Annotated in this window: 20 protein-coding genes; 5 read left to right on the top strand and 15 right to left on the bottom strand. The window is 66.8% G+C overall.

Annotated elements, in window-relative coordinates:
- The first annotated feature begins 73 nt into the window (after window positions 1–73).
- On the top strand, window positions 74–367 hold the full coding sequence (locus ABE522_RS14985) for a hypothetical protein (RefSeq protein WP_346592377.1): 294 nt from the start codon (window positions 74–76) through the stop codon (window positions 365–367).
- Window positions 368–469: 102 nt separating this feature from the next.
- Here the strand turns inward: ABE522_RS14985 and ABE522_RS14980 are convergent, their stop codons facing one another.
- From ABE522_RS14980 to ABE522_RS14970, 3 genes are read right to left on the bottom strand one after another with little or no spacing between them, the layout of a single operon-like run.
- A complete protein-coding gene (locus ABE522_RS14980) occupies window positions 470–3643 on the bottom strand; it encodes a multidrug efflux RND transporter permease subunit (RefSeq protein WP_346592376.1) in 3174 nt (1057 codons plus the stop codon).
- A gap of 15 nt (window positions 3644–3658) precedes the next feature.
- Window positions 3659–4948 (bottom strand): efflux RND transporter periplasmic adaptor subunit, encoded by a 1290-nt coding sequence (locus ABE522_RS14975; protein WP_346592375.1) that lies wholly within the window; start codon window positions 4946–4948, stop codon window positions 3659–3661.
- On the bottom strand, window positions 4948–5604 hold the full coding sequence (locus tag ABE522_RS14970; RefSeq protein WP_346592374.1) for a TetR/AcrR family transcriptional regulator: 657 nt from the start codon (window positions 5602–5604) through the stop codon (window positions 4948–4950). The genes ABE522_RS14975 and ABE522_RS14970 overlap by 1 nt, the downstream gene beginning before the upstream one ends.
- A gap of 263 nt (window positions 5605–5867) precedes the next feature.
- Between ABE522_RS14970 and ABE522_RS14965 the strand changes: the two genes are divergently transcribed.
- From ABE522_RS14965 to ABE522_RS14955, 3 genes are all read left to right on the top strand, one after another.
- Window positions 5868–10844, top strand: coding sequence for an NAD-glutamate dehydrogenase (locus tag ABE522_RS14965; RefSeq protein ID WP_346592373.1), 4977 nt, complete (start codon window positions 5868–5870; stop codon window positions 10842–10844).
- A 192-nt stretch (window positions 10845–11036) separates the two neighbouring features.
- The gene (locus tag ABE522_RS14960; protein ID WP_346592372.1) at window positions 11037–11810 is read left to right on the top strand and encodes an NAD kinase; all 774 of its coding nucleotides are present in this window, start codon (window positions 11037–11039) and stop codon (window positions 11808–11810) included.
- A gap of 48 nt (window positions 11811–11858) precedes the next feature.
- On the top strand, window positions 11859–12803 hold the full coding sequence (locus ABE522_RS14955) for a 5'-nucleotidase (protein ID WP_057507937.1): 945 nt from the start codon (window positions 11859–11861) through the stop codon (window positions 12801–12803).
- 89 nt (window positions 12804–12892) lie between these two features.
- On the opposite strand, the gene ABE522_RS14950 is transcribed toward ABE522_RS14955, so the two are convergent.
- The 12 genes from ABE522_RS14950 to asnS all read right to left on the bottom strand — a co-directional run bounded on the left by ABE522_RS14950 (window position 12893) and on the right by asnS (window position 23413).
- The gene (locus tag ABE522_RS14950; protein ID WP_346592371.1) at window positions 12893–13438 is read right to left on the bottom strand and encodes a DUF2939 domain-containing protein; all 546 of its coding nucleotides are present in this window, start codon (window positions 13436–13438) and stop codon (window positions 12893–12895) included.
- A gap of 64 nt (window positions 13439–13502) precedes the next feature.
- Complete coding sequence (locus tag ABE522_RS14945) at window positions 13503–14489, bottom strand: aldo/keto reductase (protein WP_346592370.1); 987 nt, start codon at window positions 14487–14489, stop codon at window positions 13503–13505.
- A gap of 5 nt (window positions 14490–14494) precedes the next feature.
- Window positions 14495–15181 (bottom strand): DUF2461 domain-containing protein, encoded by a 687-nt coding sequence (locus ABE522_RS14940; RefSeq protein ID WP_346592369.1) that lies wholly within the window; start codon window positions 15179–15181, stop codon window positions 14495–14497.
- Complete coding sequence (sbcB, locus tag ABE522_RS14935; protein ID WP_346592368.1) at window positions 15178–16617, bottom strand: exodeoxyribonuclease I; 1440 nt, start codon at window positions 16615–16617, stop codon at window positions 15178–15180. Before sbcB ends, ABE522_RS14940 begins: the two co-directional genes overlap by 4 nt.
- On the bottom strand, window positions 16617–18032 hold the full coding sequence (locus ABE522_RS14930; RefSeq protein ID WP_406846370.1) for an FAD-dependent oxidoreductase: 1416 nt from the start codon (window positions 18030–18032) through the stop codon (window positions 16617–16619). The genes sbcB and ABE522_RS14930 overlap by 1 nt, the downstream gene beginning before the upstream one ends.
- Window positions 18013–19287 carry a kynureninase gene (kynU, locus tag ABE522_RS14925; RefSeq protein ID WP_346592367.1) on the bottom strand — a complete coding sequence of 425 codons (1275 nt, stop codon included), beginning with the start codon at window positions 19285–19287 and terminating at the stop codon, window positions 18013–18015. Before kynU ends, ABE522_RS14930 begins: the two co-directional genes overlap by 20 nt.
- A 162-nt stretch (window positions 19288–19449) precedes the next feature.
- Complete coding sequence (locus ABE522_RS14920; protein ID WP_346592366.1) at window positions 19450–19962, bottom strand: 3-hydroxyanthranilate 3,4-dioxygenase; 513 nt, start codon at window positions 19960–19962, stop codon at window positions 19450–19452.
- 20 nt (window positions 19963–19982) lie between these two features.
- A complete protein-coding gene (gene can / locus ABE522_RS14915; protein WP_346592365.1) occupies window positions 19983–20645 on the bottom strand; it encodes a carbonate dehydratase in 663 nt (220 codons plus the stop codon).
- Window positions 20646–20720: 75 nt separating this feature from the next.
- Complete coding sequence (locus tag ABE522_RS14910; RefSeq protein WP_346592364.1) at window positions 20721–21362, bottom strand: FMN-binding negative transcriptional regulator; 642 nt, start codon at window positions 21360–21362, stop codon at window positions 20721–20723.
- 4 nt (window positions 21363–21366) lie between these two features.
- Window positions 21367–21681 (bottom strand): hypothetical protein, encoded by a 315-nt coding sequence (locus ABE522_RS14905; RefSeq protein WP_346592363.1) that lies wholly within the window; start codon window positions 21679–21681, stop codon window positions 21367–21369.
- 7 nt (window positions 21682–21688) lie between these two features.
- Window positions 21689–21988, bottom strand: coding sequence for a hypothetical protein (locus ABE522_RS14900; RefSeq protein WP_042614896.1), 300 nt, complete (start codon window positions 21986–21988; stop codon window positions 21689–21691).
- Between the two features lie 30 nt (window positions 21989–22018).
- Complete coding sequence (gene asnS / locus ABE522_RS14895; RefSeq protein WP_346592362.1) at window positions 22019–23413, bottom strand: asparagine--tRNA ligase; 1395 nt, start codon at window positions 23411–23413, stop codon at window positions 22019–22021.
- A 130-nt stretch (window positions 23414–23543) separates the two neighbouring features.
- On the opposite strand from asnS, the gene ABE522_RS14890 reads away from it, so the two are divergent.
- Window positions 23544–23882, top strand: coding sequence for a HesB/IscA family protein (locus ABE522_RS14890; RefSeq protein WP_346592361.1), 339 nt, complete (start codon window positions 23544–23546; stop codon window positions 23880–23882).
- Window positions 23883–24036: the final 154 nt, after the last annotated feature.

Genomic DNA, 24036 nt, shown 5'->3' with positions numbered 1-24036 from the left:
GGGGGGCGGGTCCACGACCCGCTCCGCCTGCACGATCGCCTAGAATGCCCGTCCTCTCAAAACAGGTACGGGCATGGTCATCTACCGCGGTGCAGGGTTCTTTACCCTGCTGACACCGATCGTCGCAGTGCTGTTGCTGCTCTGGCTGTACCCCGATCCGTCCGTCGCCAAGGGCAACATCACCTTGGCGCAGTTCCTGCTGGGGTGCGGCATCGGCGCGGCAATCAACGTGGTGCTGGGGTTCGTGCTCAATCGCGGCGTGCGCCCCGAGGGCGTGCCGGCGCGGCATCACTTCTTCTACCTGCCCATGCAATGGCCATCGCTGGCCATCGTGGTGGCGTGCGCAGTGGTTGCCGTACTGCGTTGAGCGGCGGCTGGGAATGAAAGAAGGCCCCGGATCGCTCCGGGGCCTTTTCATTTGAAGCGCGACGGCCGGAAAGGCGTGACGGCCAGCGGCCGTCACGATCCCTCAGCGATCGGGGCGGTGGGCGCCGCCGGCCTCATGCTGGCGCTCGACGAACTCCTTGGACGGTTCGTCCAGCTTGTCGCCCAGCATGCGGCGGACCACGATGAAGAACACCGGGATCATCAGCAGGCCGAGGAAGGTGGCGAACACCATCCCGCCGATCACGCCGGTACCGATGGCGTGGCGGGAATTGGCGCCGGCACCGGTGGAGATGGCCATCGGGATCACGCCCATGATGAAGGCGAAGGAGGTCATCAGGATCGGGCGGAAGCGCAGGCGCGCCGCTTCGATGGTGGCATCGCGGAGGGTCCTGCCGGCCGCTCGCTGTTCCACCGCGAACTCCACGATCAGGATCGCGTTCTTCGCTGCCAGGCCGATCACCGTGATCAGGCCGATCTTGAAGAACAGATCGTTGGGCAGGCCACGGGCCATGGAGAACACCAGCGCACCCAGCACGCCCAGCGGCACCACCAGCAGCACGGCGACCGGGATCGACCAGCTTTCATACAGCGCGGCAAGGCACAGGAACACCACCACGATGGACAGCACCAGCAGCAGCGTGGCCGCGTTGCCCGCCAGGATTTCCTGGTAGGACATGCCGGACCAGTCGTAGCCGAAGCCGGCCGGCAGTTCGTTGCGCACGATGTCTTCCATCGCGGTCATCGCTTCGCCGGAGCTGCGCCCCGGTGCCTGCGAACCGACGATGTTCACCGCCGAATAGCCGTTGTAGCGGCTCAGCGACGGCGGCGCCGACACCCATTCCGAGCGCACCACGGTGCTCAGCGGGATCATCGTGCTGGTGCCGTCGGCATTGGTGTCCAGCGTGGACGGGCTGTAGAAGCTCTTCAACGACGCTTCGCCGGTGCGGTACGGCGCATCGGCCTGCATGGTCACGCGCTTGATGCGGCCTTCGCTGAAGAAGTCGTTGACGTACACCGGGGCCAGCATCAGCTGGATGGTGCTGTACACGTCCGACACCGACATGCCCATCGCCTGCGCCTGCACGCGGTCCACGTGCAGGGCCAGCTGCGGGGCGTTTTCCAGTCCGTTCGGGCGCACGCCGGTCAGCAGGTCGCTCTTCTGCGCGGCTGCACCGAGCAGGGTGTTGCGGGCATTGGTGAGCTGTTCGAAGCCGGCACCGGTACGGTCCTGCAGCCACATGTCGAAGCCGCCGAACTGGCCCAGGCCCTGCACGGTGGGCAGGTTGACCACGAAGATCTGTGCTTCCTTGATGCCGTAGAACGCGCCGTTCATGTTGCCGATCAACTCGGGCACGGTGACCTCGCGGTCGGACCAGGGCTTGAGCCGGATGAAGCCCATGCCCACGTTTTCGCCGGAACCCACGAAGCTGAAACCTGCGATCTGCAGCAGGCCTTCGAAGCCTTCCTGCTTTTCCAGGATGCCACGCATCTGCGCGAACACTTCGTTGGTCTGGGTCTTGGTCGAACCCGGCGGCAGCTGCACGATCGCCAGCGCATAGCCCTGGTCTTCTTCAGGCAGGAAGCTGCCCGGCATGCGGGTGAACAGGAAGGCGCACAGCGCACCCAGCACCACGAACAGGATCATCCAGCGCGGCGCATGGCGCACCGCCGAGGTGATGTGGCCCACGTAGGTGCCACTGATCTTGTCGTAGTACTTGTTGAAGGTGCGGTAGACGATGTTCGGCTTGTCGTTGTGCGTCGGCTTGAGGAAGGTCGCGCACAGCGCCGGGGTGAAGCCCAGCGCCAGGAACGCCGAGAACGCCATCGAGATGGCGATGGTCAGCGCGAACTGCTTGTAGATCTCACCGGCCGCACCGCCCTGCAGCGCGGACGGGATGAACACCGCCGCCAGCACCACGGTGATGGCCACGACCGCGCCGGTGATCTGGGTCATTGCCTTCTGGGTGGCCTGTTTCGGCGCCATCCCTTCGTCGGTCATGATGCGTTCGACGTTCTCGATCACCACGATCGCGTCATCGACCACGATGCCGATCGCCAGCACCAGCGCGAACAGGGTCAGCTGGTTGATCGTGAAGCCGATCATCCACATGCCCAGGAACGTACCCAGCAGCGCGACCGGGATCACCAGCGTCGGGATCAGGGTGGCACGGAAGTTCTGCAGGAAGATCAGCATCACCAGGAAGACCAGGATGATGGCCTCGACCAGCGTCTTGATCACTTCCTCGATGGAGATCTTCACGAAGGTGGTGCTGTCGTATGGCGAGAACCAGCTGACACCGGCCGGGAAGCTCGGCTGCAGCTCGTCCATCTTCGCGCGCACCGCTTCTGCCACGTTCAGTGCATTCGCACCGGGCAGCAGCTGGATCGCGAAGGCACCGGTCGGCTTGCCGTTGTACTGGGTGTCAAAGCCATAGTTGCCTGCGCCGAAGCCGATCCGGGCGATGTCCTTCAACAGCACGCGCGACCCATCCGGGTTGGCGCGCAGGATGATGTTCTCGAACTCTTCCGGGGTGCTGAAGCGACCTTCGGCCGATACCGTGGCGGTGAAGTGCTGGCCCACCGGGGCCGGGTCCGAACCCAGCGAACCGGCGGCGAACTGCACGTTCTGCTCACGCACGGCGGCCAGCACCTGGCTGGCCGACAGGCCGTAGCCCTGCATGCGCTCGGGGTTCAGCCAGATGTTCATGGCGTACTCGCCACCGAACTGCTGGGTGCTGCCGACGCCGGGGATACGCGAAACCTGGTCCAGCACGCGCGAGGCCACGATGTCGTTCAGTGCGTCACGGCTGTTGCCGCCTGTATCCGAACGCAGCGCCACCACCATCAGGAAGCCGGCGTTGGCCTTGGCCACCACCACGCCCTGCTGGGTGACTTCGCTGGGCAGTCGGGGCGTGGCCAGCGAGACCTTGTTCTGCACCTGCACCTGGGCGATGTCCGCATCGGTGCCGGTTTCGAAGGTCAGGGTGACCGTGGCACGACCGTTGGACGAGGAAGAGGAACTGAAATACAGCAGGTGATCGATACCGGTCAGCTGCTGCTCGATCACCTGGGTGACTGATTTTTCCGTGGTGTCCGCGCTTGCGCCGGGGTAGGTGGCCGACACGGTGACCTGTGGCGGGGCGATGCTGGGGTAGGACTCCACACCCAGGTTGAGGATCGCGATCACGCCGCTGAGCGAGATCAGGATCGCTACCACCCAGGCGAAGACCGGGTGTTCGATGAAAAATTTAGGCATGACGGAGTTTTCCCGTTACTGCTTGGTCGAATCGGAGGCCGGCGCGGCCTGCTCGGCAGCGGCCGGAGCCTGCTGCGCTGCGTCGGGTGCGGCGGCATCGGGTGCGGGTGCGGCGGCATCGCCCTGGGCGGCAGGCGCCTGGCCGGCGGCGGGTGCACCCTTGGCAGCGGCGGCAGCCTGCTCCGGGCTCCACGGCTTGGCCGTGGCCGGTGCGCCTTCCTTGACCTTCTGCACGCCGGCAACCACGACCTTGTCACCCGCCTGAAGGCCATCGGTGACCAGCCAGTTGCCGCCCTGCGCGCCTTCGGTCTTGACGTTGCGGCGCACCACCTTGCCATCGGCGCCGACCACCATCAGGTAGCCGCCGGTGGCATCACGCAGCAGCGCCTGCTGCGGTACCAGGTAGGCGTTGTTGCGCTCGCCCAGGGTGGCCTGGAAGCTGACGAAGGCGCCCGGCAGCAGGATCCGGTCCGGGTTCGGCAGCACCGCGCGCAGCGATACCGCACCGGTGGCCGGATCGACCGTGGTCGAGGAGAAGTCCAGCGTGCCGCTCTGCCCGTAGGTGCTGCCATCGGACAGCTTGACCTGCACGGTGGCCTTGCCATCGCCGCTCAGCGCCAGGGCGCCCTTGGCCTGTGCGGCGCGCAGCTGTGACAGCTCGTCCACGCTCAGCGAGAAGTTGACATACAGCGGATCCAACTGGTCCACGGTGGTCAGCAGGGTGACGTCACCCTGGCCGACCAGCGCGCCTTCGGTGACCTGCTGCTTGCCCGCCACGCCGCTGATCGGCGCGGTGACTTCGGCGTAGCCCAGGCTGATGCGCGAGCTGCTCACGGCGGCTTCGGACTGCTTGACTGCCGCCAGCGCGGTGCGCTCGGCCGATTCGGCATTGTCCAGGTCGGCCTTGGACACATACTTCTGCGGGGCCAGCGAACGGGCGCGATCCGCTGCCACCTTGGCATTGGCATAGGTGGCGCGGGCCGAGGCGAGCTGGGCTTCGGAGGCGTTGAGCTCGGCACGCAGCGGCGCCGGGTCGATCAGGAACAGGGTCTGGCCCTGCTTGACCTCACTGCCTTCCTGGTAGACGCGCTTGAGCAGCACGCCCGGCACGCGGGCGCGGACATCGGCGCTGCGGAACGGCGACAGCCGGCCGACCAGCTCACGCTGCAGCGGCAGGGTCTGCGGCTTCGCCTCGATCACGCCCACTTCCGGCGGCGGCGGTGCCTGCTGTTCTTCTTTCTTGCAGCCAGCCAGGGCAAAGGCAACAGCGCACGTCAGTGCAAGGATGCGGAGTGGGGCGATCATCAGGAGAAACTCCGGAGTTGGTTTGAATGCGGGGGGACCGAAGCCGCCGGCGCGAAGGCGCGCAGGAAGCTGTCGACGGAAAATCCAGCCCAGCGCCGACGCGTCCCGGCGTCGTCGCGATGGGGCATGTGGAAGCGTTGCCGATCGAAATCCTGGCCACCGATCATGCTGATTAGCAGTTCAGCCATGAAGTGCGGGTCGTCATGCCGGAGCTGGCCCCGGGTGATCGCGGATTCGATCCATTCAGCAAGGTGAAGAGTCAATGTCCCGGTACCGTCGCGCCACAGACTGCGGGCCTCGTCGGGAAACTGCGCCGCATCGGCGGAAATCATCCGGCAGGCCTGGGCGACATGCGGCTGGTTGAAATGCTCCAGGTAGTCGACGGCGAACTGCATCAGGCTGCCGCGCAGGTCGTCATCGCGCAGGCCACGCAGGGCCGCGGTCGCCCGGCAGACATGCCGTTCGACCACCCGGCGCATCAGCTCCTGCTTGCTGCCGTAGCGCGAATACAGCGTCTGCTTGGAGCAGCCGGCGTGCTGGGCCACCGCATCCATGCTCATCTGCATGCCGTGCCGGGCGAGCAGCTCGCGCACCGCATCGAACACACGAAGATCGCGCGCGTCCATGTCGGCAGCGGGGAGGGGAGCGGGGTTCACGGGGTGGACTATACCGTCCAGTTCAGAATTGTGGAAACGTTTTGCGACACGCGGGTGCGTGTTCTGTCACAGGCTTTGCCGATGCTGTCGGTATCCCGCTCCGATGACGACAGCCGTACGCGAGCGGACGGTGCGGGGGCCCGCAGCGTCCGATGTAAACCGCACCCAACCCGTATCTGCATATTCCGTCCTGCAGCAAGGCCTTTCCGTGCAACAGGGCTACAATTTCATTTTCCCAACTGGGCAACACGACACGCTCTGCCATGAAATCGCAAAAGTCTGCAGTCAAAACCGTGAAAACCAAGCCCGCCACGGCGGAAACCCAGCTTGTCCCGGCAACTGGTTTCTCGCTGGAACCGGTGTACACGGCCTTGCGCAAGCGATACCCCGCGGCCGGGCAGGCCGAGGCAGTAGCGTTCGCCGCCGACTTCTACAAGCGCATGGAAGCGGACGAGTTCCCGCACCACAGCGTGGAAGAATGGGCCGCGCTGGCCGCTGACACGCTGGAGTTCGCGCGCAGCCGCAGGATCGGCAAGGCCAACGTGCGCGTGTTCAACCCCACCGCCAAGGGCAATGGCTGGGAATCGCCGCATACCGTGCTGCAGATCGTCAACGACGACATGCCGTTCCTGGTCGACACCGTGACCATGGCGCTGGCCGAGCAGGGCATCGGCGTGCACGTGCTGGGCCACCCGGTGATCCGCTTCAGCCGCGACAAGGCCGGCAAGCTGGCCAAGGTCGGCGAGGGCGAGATCGAATCGGTGATGCTGCTGGAGATGGACCGCCAGAGCCCCGAGGCGATGGCCGAGATCGAGCAGGGCATCATCAAGGCGCTGGACGAAGTGCGTTCGATCGTGCGCGACTGGCAGCCGATGCGCGACAAGGCGCTGGCCGTCGCCGACGACCTCGCCAGCCGCCAGCTGCCGGTCGACGATGTCTCGCGCCGCGAGGCGCAGGAGTTCCTGCGCTGGGCCGCAGACAACCACTTCACCTTCTTCGGTTACCGCGAGTACCGCGTGCAGAAGGACGGCAAGGAAGACGTGCTGGCCCCGCTCAACGACACCGGCCTGGGCCTGATGAAGGGGCGCGACAAGTCCGCCGCGCGCCCGGTCAAGACGCTTGCCGCGCAGGGCCTGAACACCACCACGGGTCTGAAGGATGCGCTGATCCTGACCAAGACCAATGCGCGTTCGCGGGTGCACCGCGCCGGTTACATGGATTACATCGGCGTGCTGGAGTTCGACGCCAAGGGCAGGATCATCGGCGAGCAGCGCTTCCTCGGCCTGTTCACCTCCAGCGCCTACAACCGCCGCCCGTGGGAAATCCCGCTGGTGCGCCAGCGCTATGAGCACGTGATGCAGCGCTCGGGCCTGTCGCTGTCCAGCCACAGCGGAAAGGCACTGCGCCACATCCTGGAAACGCTGCCGCGCGAAGAACTGTTCCAGTCCAGCGAGGACGAACTGTTCCGCACCGCGATGGGCGTGCTGGGCCTGCAGGAGCGGGTCCGCAGCCGCCTGTTCCTGCGCCGCGACAAGTATTCGCGTTTCATTTCCGCGCTGGCGTTCCTGCCGCGTGAACGCTTCAACACCGACGTGCGCCTGCGCATCGAGGCGATGCTGCGTGACGCCCTGCACGGCGAGCACGTGGACAGCTCGGTGGTGCTGGGCGAATCGCCGCTGGCGCAGGTGCACCTGATCGTGCGTCCGAAGGCCGGCCCGGTGGTCGACGTGGACACCAGCGCACTGGAACAGAACCTGGCCCACCTGCTGCGCAACTGGCAGGACGACCTGCGCGAAACGCTGGTGGCCCGCCATGGCGAGACCGAGGGCCTGCGCATCGCCTCGCGTATCGGCAAGGCGCTGCCGGCCGGCTACATCGAAGACAACAGCACCGCCGTGGCGGCCAGCGATGTCAGCCAGCTCGACGCGCTGACCGGTCCGGACGACCTGCGCCTTAGCCTGCAGGCGGTACCGCGTGAGAATGGCGATGGCCTGCGCCTGAAGCTGTATCGCCAGCTGGATGACATTCCGTTGTCCGACGCGCTGCCGATGATGGAAAACATGGGCCTGCGCGTGATCTCCGAGCGTCCGTACCGCCTGGCGGTGGATGATGCCCCGGTGTACGTGCAGGACTTCGAGGTCGAATCGGTGGCCGGTGCCATCGACGCGGCCAGTGTCGATGAAGCGTTCGGCGAGACCTTCGCCCGCGTGTGGCACGGCGATGCCGAGAACGATGGCTTCAACCGCCTGGTGCTGGCCGCGGGCCTGCACTGGCGCCAGGTCGCGATGCTGCGTGGTTACTGCAAGTACCTGCTGCAGACCGGCGTGCCGTTCTCGCAGGCTTACGTGGAAGGTACGTTCACCCGCTATCCGCTGCTGGCCCGCCTGCTGGTGGAACTGTTCGAAGCACGCTTCGACCCGGCGACCGGCAACGAGAGCAAGGACGACATCGCACACGGCCAGGCCACGCTGAAGGCGCACCTGGACGTACTGGCCGCCGGCGACGAGGCGACCCTGAAGGTGCTCAAGACCGTGGTCGACGCGCGCAAGGGTGACCGCGACGGCCAGATGCAGGCCGCGCGCGATGCGCTGCTGAAGCTGATGGACCGCGTCTCCAGCCTGGACGAAGACCGCATCCTGCGCAGCTTCATGGGCGTGATCGATGCCACGCTGCGCACCAGTTATTACCAGACCGATGGCAACGGCCGTCCGGGCCATGTCATCAGCTTCAAGTTCGACGCCGCCCTGGTACCGGACCTGCCCAAGCCGCGTCCGTACCGCGAAATCTTCGTCTACGGCCCGCGCGTGGAAGGCGTGCACCTGCGTTTCGGTGCGGTGGCCCGCGGTGGCCTGCGCTGGTCGGATCGTCGCGAAGACTTCCGTACCGAAGTGCTGGGCCTGGTCAAGGCGCAGATGGTCAAGAACACGGTGATCGTCCCGGTCGGCGCAAAGGGCGGTTTCTTCGCCAAGACCCCGCCGGCCAGCGGTGACCGCGATGCGGTGTTCGCCAACGGCGTGGCCTGCTACAAGCTGTTCATCCAGGGCCTGCTGGACATCACCGACAACATCGTCAACAACAAGATCGTGCCGCCCATCGACGTGGTCCGCCACGACATGGACGACCCCTACCTGGTGGTGGCGGCCGACAAGGGCACCGCGACCTTCTCCGACATCGCCAACGGCCTGGCCGTGGCGCACGGTTTCTGGATGGGCGATGCGTTCGCCTCCGGTGGCTCGGTCGGCTACGACCACAAGGGCATGGGCATCACCGCACGCGGTGCGTGGGAATCGGTCAAGCGCCACTTCCGTGCACTCGGCCATGACAGCCAGAGCCAGGACTTCACTGCCGCGGGCGTGGGTGACATGTCCGGCGACGTGTTCGGCAACGGCATGCTGCTGTCGCGCCACATCCGGCTGGTGGCTGCGTTCGACCACCGCCACATCTTCCTGGACCCGAACCCGGATGCGGCCAGCTCGTTCGTCGAACGCGAGCGCCTGTTCACCGTGCCGCGTTCCAGCTGGGCCGACTACGATGCCAAGCTGATCAGCAAGGGCGGTGGCATTTTCCCGCGTACGCTGAAGTCGATCGAGATCACCCCGCAGGTGCGTGAGGCGCTTGGCCTGGAAGATGCGGTCAAGGCGCTGTCGCCGAACGACCTGATGAGCGCGATCCTGAAGGCTCCGGTCGACCTGCTGTGGAACGGCGGCATCGGTACCTACGTCAAGGCCAGCAGCGAGCAGCACGGCGATGTCGGCGACCGCGCCAACAACGCGCTGCGCGTCAACGGCACCGAGCTGCGCTGCAAGGTGGTGGGCGAGGGCGGCAACCTCGGCATGACCCAGCTGGGACGCATCGAAGCGGCCCAGGCCGGCGTCCTGCTCAACACCGACTTCATCGACAACTCCGCCGGCGTGGACACCTCCGATCATGAGGTGAACATCAAGATCCTGCTCAACGACGTGGTGCGTGCCAAGAAGCTCACCGTCGACCAGCGCAACAAGCTGCTGGCGTCGATGACCGACGAAGTGGCCGCGCTGGTGCTCAACGACAACTACCGCCAGAACCAGGCCCTGAGCCTGATGGAGCGGATGGCGGTCAAGCGCCTGGGCTCCAAGCAGCACTTCATCCGCACCCTGGAACAGCAGGGCCTGCTGGACCGGCAGATCGAGTTCCTGCCGTCCGATGCCGAGCTGTCCCAGCGCAAGGCACGCGGCCAGGGCCTGACCCGTCCGGAGCTGTCGGTGCTGCTGTCCTACTCCAAGCTGGTGGCCTTCCAGCAGCTGCTGGAATCGGACATCCCGGAAGACCCGTACCTGTCCAAGGAGCTGCAGCGTTACTTCCCGCAGCCGCTGCAGAAGAAGTACGCCGATGCCATGGAACGCCACCGCCTGAAGCGCGAGATCATCGCCACGGCAGTGACCAACCAGACCATCAACCGGATGGGTGCCACCTTCCTGATGCGCATGCAGGAAGACACCGGCCGTTCCATCGCCGAGGTCGCCAAGGCCTACACCATCAGCCGCGAAACGCTGGATGCACGCGCGCTGTGGGCGCAGATCGACGCACTGGACGGGCAGGTGCCCGAATCGGTGCAGGTCGACGCGCTGGAAGTGATCTGGAAGCTGCAGCGTGCCTTCGTGCGCTGGCTGCTGTTCCGCCCCGGCCCGATGCCGGGCATCACCGAAGCGGTCAACCGCTACCAGGGCCCGTTCAACGATATCCGCGTGGCCTCCGGCGTGCTGCCCGATTCGCAGCGTCCGACCTACGAAGCGCTGGTGCAGCAGTGGGTGGAAAAGGGCCTGCCGGCCGGCCTGGCGCAGCAGCTGTCCGAGCTGCACTTCCTGGCCCCGGCGTTCGACATCATCGAACTGGCGCGTACCCGCAAGCTGAAGCCGGTGGATGTGTCCAAGATCCACTTCCGCCTGGGCGAGGCACTCAGCCTGCCGTGGCTGTTCGAGCAGGTCGACGCGCTGGAGGTCAACGGCCGCTGGCATGCCGTGGCACGCGGCGTGCTGCGTGACGAACTGGCGGCCCACCACCGCAACCTTGCAGGCCAGGTGCTGGCCACCAAGGGCAGCACGGCGGAGGCCAAGGTGGCGGCGTGGGTCGGTCGGGACGACAACAGCCTGCGCTTTACCCTGGCCATGCTGGGCGAACTGGCCGAGCAGAAGACGCTGGACTACCCGACCGTGTCGGTCGCGGTGCAGCGCCTGGGCCAGCTGGCCTCGCACGGGGGCTAAGCCCCCGCCGGGTCACCTGTCTCGAGGTGGGTGACCTGGCTCATGGTGGGTGACCTGGCTCATGGTGGGTGACCTGGCTCATGGTGGGTGACGACCGTTGGTCGTCACCGCCCACATCAGCCAGCGTGGCGCGGATTCCGCGCCACGTCCGGTTATGCTCTACCGGTACCCGCGCACCACCGGACATCCTGCATGAGCGATTCCCCCCGCATTGCCTTCCTGGCCAGCAACACCGAGCCGGCACGGCTTGCCCTCGCCGCCATGGTGGCGCGCCACGGCGAGCATGCGCCTGAAGCGGCGGACGTGCTGTGTCCGCTGGGCGGCGATGGCTTCATGCTGCAGACCCTGCATCGGTACGGCCATCTGGGCCGGCCGGTGTTCGGGATGAAACTGGGCACGGTGGGCTTCCTGATGAACCAGTACCGTGACGCGGACGACGTGGCCGCGCGCATCGCACTGGCCGAACCGGCGCACCTGCGGCCGCTGCAGATGACCGCGCTGACCGAATCGGGGACCTCCACCGGGTCACTGGCCTACAACGATGTCTCGCTGCTGCGGCAGACCCGGCAGGCCGCGCACATCGGCGTGGACCTCAACGGCCAGGAACGGGTGGCCGAGCTGATCGGTGATGGCGTGCTGGTGGCCACGCCGGCGGGCAGCACCGCCTACAACTATTCCGCGCATGGCCCGGTACTTCCGTTGGGCTCGGCCACCATCGCGCTGACCCCGTTGGCCCCGTACCGGCCCCGCCGCTGGCGCGGGGCGATCCTGAAGGCCGACACCGAAGTACGCTTCCGCGTGCTCGATCCCTACAAGCGCCCGGTCAGTGTCACCGCCGACTCGCACGAGACCCGCGACGTGGTGGAAGTGACCATCCGCGAGTGCCGCGACCGCCAGGTGACCCTGCTGTTCGACCCGGAGCACAACCTCGAAGACCGGATCCTGTCCGAACAGTTCGTGTTCTGAGCGACAATAGGCCGCCGGCAACCGCCGGTTGCTGCAAGGAACTCCCCGATGGGCGACAACACTCCCCGATTGCTGACCGTCGCGGTGACCTCGCGCGCCCTGTTCGACCTGGAAGAGAGCCACGCGTTGTTCGAAAGCGACGGCGTCGACGCCTACGCCAAGTACCAGCGCGAGCATGAGGACGATGTGCTGGGTCCCGGCGTGGCGTTCCCGGTGGTGCGCAAGCTGCTGGCACTGAACCAGGGCGCCGGCCCGGAGAATCCGCGCGTGGAGGTGATCCTGTTGTCGCGCAATTCGGCCGATACGGGCCTGCGCATCTTCAATTCGATCCAGCACTACGGGCTGGGGATCATCCGCGCTACGTTCACTGCCGGCGAGCCGACCTGGCCTTACGTGAAGCCCTTCGGCACGGACCTGTTCCTGTCGGCCAATCCCGAATCGGTACGCAGCGCGCTGCGCCACGGTATCGCGGCCGCCACCATCCTGCCCAAGCCGCCGGGCGAGACCGCCGCAGCGGCCGCCGACCAGGTCGACACCCGCCGTCCGGCCGGGCAGCTGCGGATCGCCTTCGATGGCGATGCGGTGATCTTCGGCGATGAAAGCGAGCGTATTTCTCGCGAACAGGGGGTAGAAGCCTTCGGCCGGCATGAGCGCGAGCGCGCCCGCGAAGCGTTGAGCGGGGGCCCGTTCCGCGGCTTCCTGTCGGCGCTGCATACGTTGCAGGAAGTGTTCCCGTCGGGAGAAGACGCGCCGATCCGCACCGCCTTGGTGACCGCGCGCTCGGCGCCTGCGCACGAGCGGGTGATCCGCACGCTGCGCGAATGGGGCGTGCGCCTGGATGAAGCGCTGTTCCTCGGCGGCCGCCACAAAGGGCCGTTCCTGCAGGCCTTTGGTGCGGACATCTTCTTCGACGATTCGCAGCACAACATCGACAGTGCCCGCGAACACGTCGCGGCCGGCCACGTGCCGCACGGCGTCGCCAACGAAACCTGACCGTACGGCTCATGGTAGCGCCGAGCCATGCCCGGCGAGCGCGCAGCGCGGCCTGTGTCAGCTGCCGACCTTGGGTCGGCGCAAACGGTTCATTGGGGCACCGCGTTGCGCAGGTCGACGACCTGCCAGCGCAGGCCCTGCGGCTCCAGTACAACCTGCAACGGCGGCTGCCCGGCGCCACGGTCAACCTCCACCACGAAGCGGTCCAGCCGCTCGAAACGTCCCTTGGCCTGCTTCAACGGCTGCGCAGGCTGGGTGGGGGCCCATGAGTCGTTCCCCTGCAGTTCGTTGCGGCCGCGTTTGTACAGCGCGTGGCCCTGCAGCAGCGCACCGATCCCCATCGGGGTGATCACCGTATCCACCGCAGCGCCGCCCAGCTGGTCGCCGAGGCCATACAGCAGCGCGCCAAACGGGCTGCCGGCCACGTCCGGACCGGCCTGGCGCACCATGTAATCACTGACCTGCGCGCGCAGGCTGAGGCGTACGCGCGGGAAGTCCACGTAGCGCTCCAGGCGCGTCGTGTCGCGCTGTTCGATCGCCTGGGCGAGTCCCTGCACGGTGAGGTAGGGGCCACTGAACCACCAGCCGGCGAGCGCCAGCAGCAGGACCAGCACGACAGCGACGAACTTCTTCATGGCAGCAGGACGTTGAGGGACAAGGCCACAGCGTGCCGCATCACGCGCAGACGGGGGTTAAGCCTCAGTGACTGGGTGAGCCGCTGCCATCACCGAACGCCGCGACCAGGCGCGCGCGATCGGCCTCGCCCAAGCGCTCCGGCAGCGTCTGCAGCACCTCGTCCAGGCTGTCCACGCGGGTGGTGCCGAGGATCCCCGCAGCCACCCCGGGATGCTGCAGCACATAAGCGAACGCGGTCTGTGCGGGGCGCTGCGAAGGAATCGCGGCCACTGCCGCGCGCATCGCACGCGCGCTGCGCATCAGCCGCCGGCTGCTCGGCTTCAGCCAGGCCCGCGCGAGGTACCAGGCATCGGCGGGCCGTGGCAGGCGCGGTCGCGTCGGCAACAGGTGGCCCTGGGCCAGCACGGTGCCGGCCAGCACGCCGATGCCTGCCGCGTGCAGCCGGCTGATGTGTGATGCGCGATCCTGCTGCAGGGCGTTGTAGTCCAGCAGCACCACGTCAAAGGCCTGCGGTCGCGCCAGCATCCAGTCCAGGGTCACCGCCGAATGGGTATTGATGCCGGTGCTGCGGATCAATCCGCGCTGGCGCAGCTGTTGCAACGCGTGCAGCAGCTCGTCGGTGACCTCTTCGCCGGCGATGCCGTGCAGCTGGTACACGTCCAGATAGTCCAGGCCGAGGTTGCGCAGCGAGGCTTCGCAGCTGGCGGTGATCGCGCCGGGCGAAAAATCGCGCTGCTCCGCGCCGCTGATGCCGGCTTGGCCGGTCAGCGTGCCGCCTTTGCTGGAGATCACCAGCGAATCACGTGGGAAGCGCGACAGCAACGGTTTGAGGATGCGCCCGAGCCGCGGTTCGGCATGGAACCCGGAATAGTTGTGGCCGGTGTCGAGCAGGTTGACTCCCCGCTCCAGCGCATGCGCCACCACCCGCGCCGCATCGGCTTCGGGAAAGCGGCGATGGCCCCAGAAACCGGAGCAGCCCAGCCCGATCGGCGAGACCTGCAGGCCACTGCGACCCAATGTGCGGCGCTGGTGTGGCAGCGGCGTCGCCATCGGGGTCAGAACTCCAGATCCAGCGCTGCGCACAGGTAATCCACGAACGGCCCCAGCGCGACCAGATCCTTGCCCAGCGTGGACAGCAGGCGCGGGCCGGTCATGGTGGCGTCGTCCAGCTGCCGCCACATCACCCAGTTGCGGTGCTTGAGATCATCGATGAACTCGAAGTCGGCCGGGAAGCCGCGCGGCGGGCGCACCAGCTTTTCGGTCTGCTCCATCTCGAAGCGACGGCGCAGCGCCGGGGCATGCGCGGCCTGCTTCCAGCTGCCGGGATTGTCGAGGATGAAGTGGCGGATGCGGCGCTGGGTATCCGGCTCGGGATGCCACACACCGGCGCCGACGAAGCTGGCGCCGGGCTGCAGGTGCACGTAGAACGACGGCGCGGCGACTTCACGACGGCGCTCATGGAACAGCCGCGCACCCTGCCAGTTCTTGTACGGGGACTTGTCGTGGGAAAAGCGCGCGTCGCGGTAGATGCGGAACAACGAACCGCCCACCGTGCGCGTATCGGCACGGAACTTCGGGCTGACCTCGGCCAGCGCCGGTTGCAGGTCAGCGAGCAGGCGCAGGAACGGCTGCCGCACGTGGTCTTCGTACTGCTGCTTGTGGTCAGCGAACCACGCCTTGTCATTGTGCAGTGCCAGTGCTTTCAGGAATTTCAAGCTGGCATCGGAAAAATAAGCGCTCACAGGCTGTCCTCCAGCTGCCTGCCCCAATCGCGCAGCGCCTGCAGCAGCGCCGGGCGGCGCAGGTCGTCGGACGGCTCGGCGGCAAGCGCATCGATCTGTTCGTTGTACTCGGCCAGGTTCACCTCGCCGAGCTTCTCATCGCCGCGCAGGCGCCGCTGGCGGTAGGCCTGCCAGCGCGCGCGGGCATCGGCATCCAGGCTGCCGGGATGGTTGCGCGCGCGATAGCGCAGCAGCAGCTCCGGCAGGCGGGGATCGTTGAACTCACCTTCCAGCGCGCCGAGCGCTTCCGGCGGAGTGGTGCGGACGCGCGCCAGGAGGGGTTTGTCGCCGGCGCCGAGGAAGCCATCGTAGATCGAAGCGTCGACATCGGAGGGGCCGCCTTCGCGTGGCCGGGCGTAGACCTGGCGCGCCTTTTCGGCCAGCTGCGCGGCATGGGGACGCAGCTGTTCGACCTTGGCCTGCAGGGCGACAACGTCCAGGCCAAGGCGCTGGTGGTCATCGGGTCGCAGGTGGTTCCAGGCCACCAGCGCGGGCACCTTGTTGGCGTGTACTTCCTTCAACGGAATGCGCTGCACGCCTTCAGGCAGTTCACTGGCGCGCAGGTACAGGCGCTCGGCGATGGTCTCGGCCGGCAACTGCAGCAACGCCTCGACGTCGCCGTCCAGGTCGAACACGATGTAGCGGTTGGCGATGTGCGGATGCACGGTCAACGGCAGCACCGGCGCGGCGCACAGGCGGCTGGCCGGATAGCGCATCGAGATGTGCAGCAGCGGCTGCAGGGCGGTGACATCCAGCAGGCTGGTGACGAAGCGCTTGTCGCGCAGGCGCAGCGCATAGTCCCACAGGCGCGGCTGTGCGCTGCGGAACAGGCGGGCCATGCCGATGGTGGCGCGCACGTCGGACAGCGCTTCGTGCGCGTCGCCGTCGCGTACGCCGTTGGCCTCGGCCAGGTGCTCCAGCTTGAACGAGGTGGCGCCATCTTCGCGCTTCGGCCAGGTGATGCCGTCGGGGCGCAGCGCGTGCATCAGCCGCAGCATGTCCAGCAGGTCCCAGCGCGAATTGCCGTTGCGCCACTCGCGCTCGTACGGGTCGAAGAAGTTGCGGAACAGGCCGTGGCGGATGAACTCGTCATCGAAGCGCAGCGTGTTGTAGCCCAGCGCGCAGGTGCCGGGCTGGCTCATCAGGTCGTTGATCCGCGCCAGCGCAGCTGCCTCGCTGATGCCTTCGGCCAGCGCGTGCTGCGGGGTGATGCCGGTGACCATCGTGGCATACGGCGAGGGCAGCAGGTCGTCGGCGGGGCGTACGTAGAAGCTGACCGGCGTGTCGATCTCGTTGAGCTGCGCATCGGTGCGGATGGCGGCGAACTGCGCGATGCGGGTGCGGCGCGGGTCCTGGCCGAAGGTTTCCAGATCGTAGAACAGGAAGCTGTCGGCCATCAGTGCGCGCCCTCCAGGACGGGCAGCTTGGCGTGGACCTCGGCTTCCAGTGCGCGCCAGTCGACGCCTTGCAGCGAATCGAGTCCTTCGGTGGCATTGCGCAGGATGCGGCGCTGGATCCGCGTGCGCTCCAGCGCGACGGCGTAGGGCGTGTGCAGGAAAGTGACCATGGTGTAGTGTGGCACGAAGCGCGTGGGCCACCGCTGCTGCAGCGCCAGCTCCAGCTGGCGTTGCAGCAGGAACGCCGGATCGGCGACCTGGTCACGCATCTCGGTGTAGTTCTCCAGGGCCATCTGCTGGATCGCCCACGCATTGGGCGAGCGCTCGATTTCAAAGGCCGAATACGCGCCGCGCAGGTCGCTGGCCGCATCCAGGTGGCGGGCAAGCGCGACGCAGTCTTCGAAGGCGCAGTTCATGCCCTGGCCATGGAAGGGCACCATGGCGTGCGCGGCATCGCCGACCAGCACGGCCTTGCCATCGGTATGCCAGCGCTCCAGGTACAGGGTGCCGAGAAGGCCGGGCGGATGCGCATCCCAGTCAGCACGCAGGTCCGGTATCAGCGCCAGGGCATCGGGGAATTCGCGGGCGAACAGTGCGTGCGCCTGTTCGCCGGTGGTGACCGTGTTGAACCCCGGATCGCCCTTGTTGGGCAGGAACAGAGTGACGGTGAAGGTGCCTTCGTGGTTGGGCAGGGCGATGCACATGAAGCGGCCGCGCGGCCAGATGTGCAGCGCGTTGGGATCGATGCTGAAGGCGCCGCCGGCGCCCGGCGGGATTTCCAGTTCCTTGTACGAATGGTCGAGGAACTCGATGCGCTCGCCCAGCGGCTGGCGGCGGTTCATCGCCGCGCGTAGCGCCGAACCCGCGCCGTCCGCGCCGACCAGGCTGGCAAAGCGGATGTCGTGCGGGGTGTCATCGCGGTCATCGATGAAACGCGCATGCCCGGCATCGAAGTCCACGGTGTGCAGGCGCCGGTGGAAGTGCACGGCGGCGCCAGCCTGTTCGGCAAGTTCCAGCAGGATCACGTTGAGCTCGCGGCGATGGATCGACCAGATGACTTCGCTGTCATCCCGGCCGTAGCGTTGCAGCGCAGGGGCTGCGCCGTCGCGCAGGTGGACCATCCGCCCGCGCATCATCACGGCGCGTTCCATCACGGCCGCCTCGACGTGTGCGCCGGCCTGGCGCAGTGCGTTGCGCCCGCGTTCGGCCAGTGCCAGGTTGATCGAGCGACCGCTTTCATAGCCGCTGACGCGCGGGTCCCCACGGCGTTCGTACACGGTGATGTTCCAGCCCTGCCGGGACAGCAGGATGGCCAGCAGCGAGCCGGCCAGTCCCGCACCGACGATGGTCAGCGAACGCGGGGCGGCAGTGTCCAGCGATGTGTCCTGCACGGCGTCAGTGCCCGGCCCAGGCATCGACTGCATCAACGAAGTGGTGCAGGTCCTGGTAGCGGTTGTACAGCGGGGTCGGCGATATCCGGATCACGTCCGGTTCGCGCCAGTCACCGAGCACGCCGACCGCGCGCAGGTGCTCGAACAGGGCCCGGCCGCGCTCGCGCCCGCCGATCACCCGCAAGGACAGCTGGCAGCCGCGGCGCTCGCTGTCGGCCGGCGTGATGCGTTCCAGTACGTGCGGCAGGCGGCTGCGCACCAGCGCATCCAGCATTCCGGTGAGGGCCAGGGACTTGTCCCGCAGTGCGGCCATGCCGGCGCGTTCGAACAGGTCCAACGACGCCCGCAGCGGCGCCAGGCCGAGGATCGGGGGGTTGCTGAGCTGCCAGCCTTCGGCGCCGACGGACGGCACGAACTGCGGCGCCATCTGGAAGCGGGTCGCTTCTTCATGGCCCCACCAGCCGGCGAAGCGCGGCAGGGTGGTGTCGCGATGGTGGCGTTCGTGCACGAAGGCCCCGGCAACCGCGCCCGGACCACTGTTGAGGTACTTGTAGTGGCACCACACCGCGAAGTCCGGCGCCACCTCATGCAGCTGCAGCGGCAGGTTGCCGACCGAATGCGCGAGATCGAAGCCGATGTTGGCGCCCTGGGCGCGTGCCAGCGTGGTGATCGCCTGCAGGTCGAACGCCTGGCCGGTGCGGTACTGCACGCCGGGCCACAGCACCAGCGCGAGGCGCGCGCCGTGGCAGGCGATGGCCTGCTCGATGGCCTGCAGCGAGATCGTGCCGTCTGCTTCATCCGGCTGCACTTCGACCAGGCAATCGGCCGGATCGAACCCGTGGAAGCGGATCTGCGCCTCCACCGCGTGGCGATCGGTCGGGAAGGCGCCAGCTTCCATCAGGATCACCGGGCGCTGCGCGGTGGGCCGGTAGAAGCTCACCATCATCAGGTGCAGGTTGACGCTGAGCGTGTTCATCGCCACCACTTCGCTGGGCAATGCGCCGACCACCTGCGCCAGTTGTCCGCTGACCAGGCGGTGGTAGCCCAGCCATTGGGTCGGGCCGGTGAAGTGGCCCTCCACGGCCAGCGTGGCCCATTGCCCCATGACCTCCTGCACCGCGGCCTGCGCACCACGTGGCTGCAGGCCCAGCGAGTTGCCGACGAAGTAGGTCTGCTCGCCGCCTTCGTGGCGGGGGATCAGGAATTCATCGCGGAAGCCACGCAGCGGATCGGCGGCATCCAGGGCCAGGGCATGGGAACGGCTGAGCAGCTCGGACATGATGAAAGCGACATGTTTTGACGTGCACGAAGTGTACCGCGCGCAGCGTCGTGGCATGCCGGTACGGGGTCAGGGCGTGACGACCAACGGTCGCCACCCACCAGGGCAGCACGCCCTCCGGTAGCGCCGAGACAGGCTCGGCGTGCTCTGCCAGGGCACGTGTCAGGCGCCCGGCAGCGGATCCACGTGACCGCAGTTACTGCAGGTGCGCAGCTGCAGGTCGCCCTGGTAACGGGCGAACATCTTCGGCAGGTCGGTTTCGATGTTCTGCAGGGTGAACCACTCTTCGTGCAGCTTGTGGTTGCAGCGCTCGCAGTACCAGACCACGCCGTCGCGTTCGTGCGGCAGGCGCTTGCGTTCCACCACCAGCCCGATGCCGCCCGGTGGACGGCGCGGCGAGTGGGGCACGTTGCCCGGCAACAGGAATATCTCGCCGGCGCGGATCGGGATGTCCCGGACCTGTCCGTCTTCCTGCACCTTCAGCACCATCTCGCCTTCGAGCTGGTAGAACCACTCCGGGCCTTCGTCGATGTGGAAATCAGTGCGCGAATTCGGTCCACCGACCACCATCACGATGAAGTCGCCGTCCTCGATCATCTTGTTGCCGACCGGCGGCTTCAACAGGTGCCGGTGTTCTTCGACCCAGCCCATCAGGTTGATCGGTGAAGCAAGCATGCGGACGCTCCGGTTGATGCTCAGTCGCGCTTGCCCTTGCGCGGGACGAAGGACAGCGCTTTCTCATAGCCCGGCTGCAATGCTTCCGGGCTGTCGACGTCGATGCCCATTTCGCGGACGCGGCCATCGCGCAGGCTGTAGACCCAGCCATGCACGGTCAGCTTCTGCCCACGTGCCCAGGCATCGCGCACGATGGTGGATTGGCAGGCGTTGGCGACCTGCTCGATCACGTTCAGTTCGCACAGCCGAGCATGGCGCAGGTCCGGATCATCGATCGCATCGAGGATGGCGGCATGCTTCTGGGCCACGTCGCCGACATGCCGCAGCCAGTTGTCGGCCAGGCCGACGCGGACGTTGTTGAGGCTGGCATGCACGCCGCCGCAGCCGTAGTGGCCGACGATCAGGATGTGCTTCACCTTCAGCTGGTCGACCGCGTACTGGATCACGCTCAGGCAGTTGAGGTCGGTGTGCGCCACCACGTTGGCCACGTTGCGATGCACGAAGACCTCGCCCGGGGCCATGCCGATGATCTGGTTGGCGGGCACGCGCGAATCGGAACAGCCGATCCACAGGTACTCGGGATGCTGCTGCGTGGACAGCCGGTCGAAGAACGCGGGGTCTTCCTGCTGGATCCGGTCGGCCCAGTCGCGGTTGTTCTGCAGCAGCTTTTCAACATCTTTCATGGAGCGGTCCCTGACGTGGTGGGGGGCAAGGCGCGGCGGGCAGAGCCGCGTCGTCGCGGGAATCAACGGAGTATTTCAGTCGCGCGCGGTGTCCGGCGCGTCCAGGAAGCGGCGCATCCACTGCGCCAGCTCGTGCGAGGCGGGGGAGGGCAGCCGTTCCAGTTCGGCGATGACCGCCTGCTGGTTGGCCACCGGGTGGTTCTGGCTTAGCTTCATCTTCAGCTGCACGGTGTCCACCACGAAGCGGAAGCCGATGATGCCGCGCAGTTGGCTGCGGTGGTCATCGCGCTGCGGTTCGAACTGCCAGTCACGGCCTACCTTCGCTTCGTACAGATCGCCGGTATCGGCGACCACCGCCGCCAGCGCGTCGGTGTCCTCGAAGCGGTGCAGCTGGCCGCGGAGTTCGGCGGCGGCATAGTTCCAGGTCGGCACCCGTGCCATGGCCTCCTTGTCCGGATACCAGGACGCCGAGACATACCCGTGCGGGCCGTCCACCAGCACCTTGGCGATGCCGTCGCGGCGCGATTGCGGATTGGCCCTGGCCCAGTGCCCGCGCAGCTCGATCGCCTGTCCTTGGCGGCGGTACAGCACCGGCAGCCGGGTCAGCTCTGGCAGGCCATCGTCACCGGTGGTGAGCAGGGTGATGAACGCATCGCGGGCAAACAGCGCGTCCAGCCACTGCAGGTCGGTTTCAGCGAAGGCGCGCGGGGTGAACACGCAGCTAGACCGCGCGGCCCAGCGACTGCACCATCAGGCCACGCAGGCCTTCATCGGTGCTGGCCCGGGGCGGCTGCACTTCATGCAGCGAAAACCCACGCACCAGCGCGTCTTCTTCGTCCAGCCCGTCGTATTCCACGAACTCGGCATCGAACAACTGCGCGCGCGCGGTGTCTTCGCCGTCGTAGCTCAGCGTGTTGCCGTCGCTGTCCAGCACCTCGGCAGTGCCGGCCGGGCGGATGCGCAGGCGTGCCCAGATCAGCGTGTTGCCCAGGCTGGCCAGCCACCAGCTGTCCTGCGGAAGGGAGTCGTCATTCATTTCGTGATCACCAGATCGACGCCAGCCAGAGCAGGGCGGCCATGCCCAGTCCGGCCAGCAGGGTCAGCAGCGATACCCAGGCCGGTGTCGCCAGCCCGGACAGCGAACGGTCCGGCTGGGCGCGGTAGTCACGCCGCAACAGCCAGGCCAGTGCTTCGGGCTTGAGGAAGGCACCGCTGCCAAAGCGCTGCGACAACGCCGGATGGCGGTCGCGCAGGTGCACCAGGGTCAGCGGCCAGAAGATCACGAAGGCACTGAACCCGGCGATCGCCACGCCGAAGAAACACAGCGCGAAGAACAGGGTCATGGGGTCGGTACCTCCGTGGATGCAAGGGGATCAGAAGTCGGCGTTGCCCGGTGCGCGCGGGTAGGCGATGGCATCGCGGATGTTGGACAGCCCGCAGACGTACACCACCAGGCGCTCGAAGCCGAGCCCGAAGCCGGCATGCGGCACCGAACCATAGCGACGGAAGTCGCGGTACCAGCCGTAGTGCTCGCGGTCCAGGCCGAACTGCGCCATGCGCGCATCCAGCACGTCCAGGCGCTCTTCGCGCTGGCTGCCGCCGATGATCTCGCCGATGCCCGGCGCCAGCACGTCCATCGCCGCGACGGTCTTGCCGTCGTCGTTCAGGCGCATGTAGAACGCCTTGATGTGCTCGGGGTAGTTGGTCACCACCACCGGGCGGCCGATATGTTCTTCGGTCAGCCAGCGCTCGTGTTCGGTCTGCAGGTCCAGGCCCCATTCCACCGGGAAATCGAACTTCCGGCCGGAGTTCTGCAGCAGCTGCACCGCTTCGGTGTAGTCGATCTGCTCGAACGGCGCATTGATGAAGTTCTCCAGCTTGCTGATCGCGTTCTTGTCCACGCGCTCGGCCAGGAAGGCGAGGTCGTCGCCGCGTTCGTCCAGCACCGCGCGGAACAGGTACTTGAGGAATTCCTCGGCCAGCCGCGCGTCCTCGGCCAGGTCGGCGAAGGCGATTTCCGGTTCGATCATCCAGAACTCGGCCAGGTGGCGGGTGGTGTTGCTGTTCTCGGCGCGGAAGGTCGGGCCGAAGGTATAGACCTTGCTCAGCGCTAGGCAGTACGCCTCCACGTTGAGCTGCCCGGACACGGTCAGGAAGGTTTCCTTGCCGAAGAAATCACGGCTGAAATCGACCTCGCCACGCTCGGTGCGCGGCAGGTTGACCATGTCCAGCGTGGAGACACGGAACATCTGCCCGGCGCCTTCGGCGTCGGAGGTGGTGATGATCGGCGTGCTGATCCAGTTGAAGCCGTTCTGGTGGAAGAACCGGTGCACGGCCTGGGACAGGCAGTTGCGGATGCGGGTGACCGCGCCGAACAGGTTGGTGCGCGGGCGCAGGTGCGCCACTTCACGCAGGAACTCCGGCGACATCGGCTTGGGCTGGATGGGGTAGGTGAGCGGGTCTTCGACCCAGCCGACCACTTCCACGGTGCTGGCCTGGATTTCGAAGGACTGGCCCTTGCCCTGCGACTTCACCAGGGTGCCCTTGGCGATCAGCGAACAGCCGCTGGTCAGGCGCTTGACCTCGTCGAAGTTGGCCAGCGATTCAGCTGCCACCACCTGGATCGGGGCGAAGCAGGAGCCGTCGGTGACGTTGATGAAGGCAAGATTCGCCGAGCCACGCACCGTGCGCACCCAGCCGCGTACCGTGACTTCGCCGCCTTCCGGGATCTTCCCGGCAAGCGCATGTTCAACGCTGACCACCGTCATGACTTGAATCCTCTGCTGATCGACTCGATCTGTGAATTCGAAGTTTACCGGTTGCAGCGTTCCGCTTGCGAGGCATTTCTACTGCCCCGGTGGCCTTTATACTCGTCTCGTACCTTCGTGGAGCTCCATCATGGCCGTCAGCCTGACCCCAGTAGCCTTTGAGCGCGTCCAGCGCTTCGTTGCCCAGACCCCCGGCGCCCTGGGGCTGCGCTTCGGCGTGACCCGCACCGGTTGCTCGGGCTGGGGTCACGTCACCGATCTGGCACGTGACGAGCGCGAGGGCGACCGTGTTTTCGACCAGGACGGGGTGCGCATCTACGTGGACGCGCAGAGCCTGCCGCTGGTGGATGGCACGGTGATTGATTTCGGCAAGCACGGCCTGAGCGAGACGTTCACCTTCAAGAACCCGAATGCAGCGGCCGAATGCGGCTGCGGTGAGAGTTTCACCACGGATGAGTCCCACCGCTGAGGGCTGGGGGTTTCCGGCCTGCGGCCGGCTTGCCGTAGCAGCAACGGCAACGGCAACGTCAAGAGCCTGCAGGGCTGTGGGTTGGCGGGGCGGGGTGGGTGGGCGGGGGACGGCAAGAGCCGCTCCTGCGGGCCTCGTTTCGCGCCATCCATGG

Source organism: Stenotrophomonas lacuserhaii, from assembly GCF_039674585.1.
GTDB lineage: Bacteria > Pseudomonadota > Gammaproteobacteria > Xanthomonadales > Xanthomonadaceae > Stenotrophomonas > Stenotrophomonas pennii_A.
Note: the sequence above shows the minus strand (reverse complement) of the source record. Positions and strands in the feature narration are given on the sequence as shown.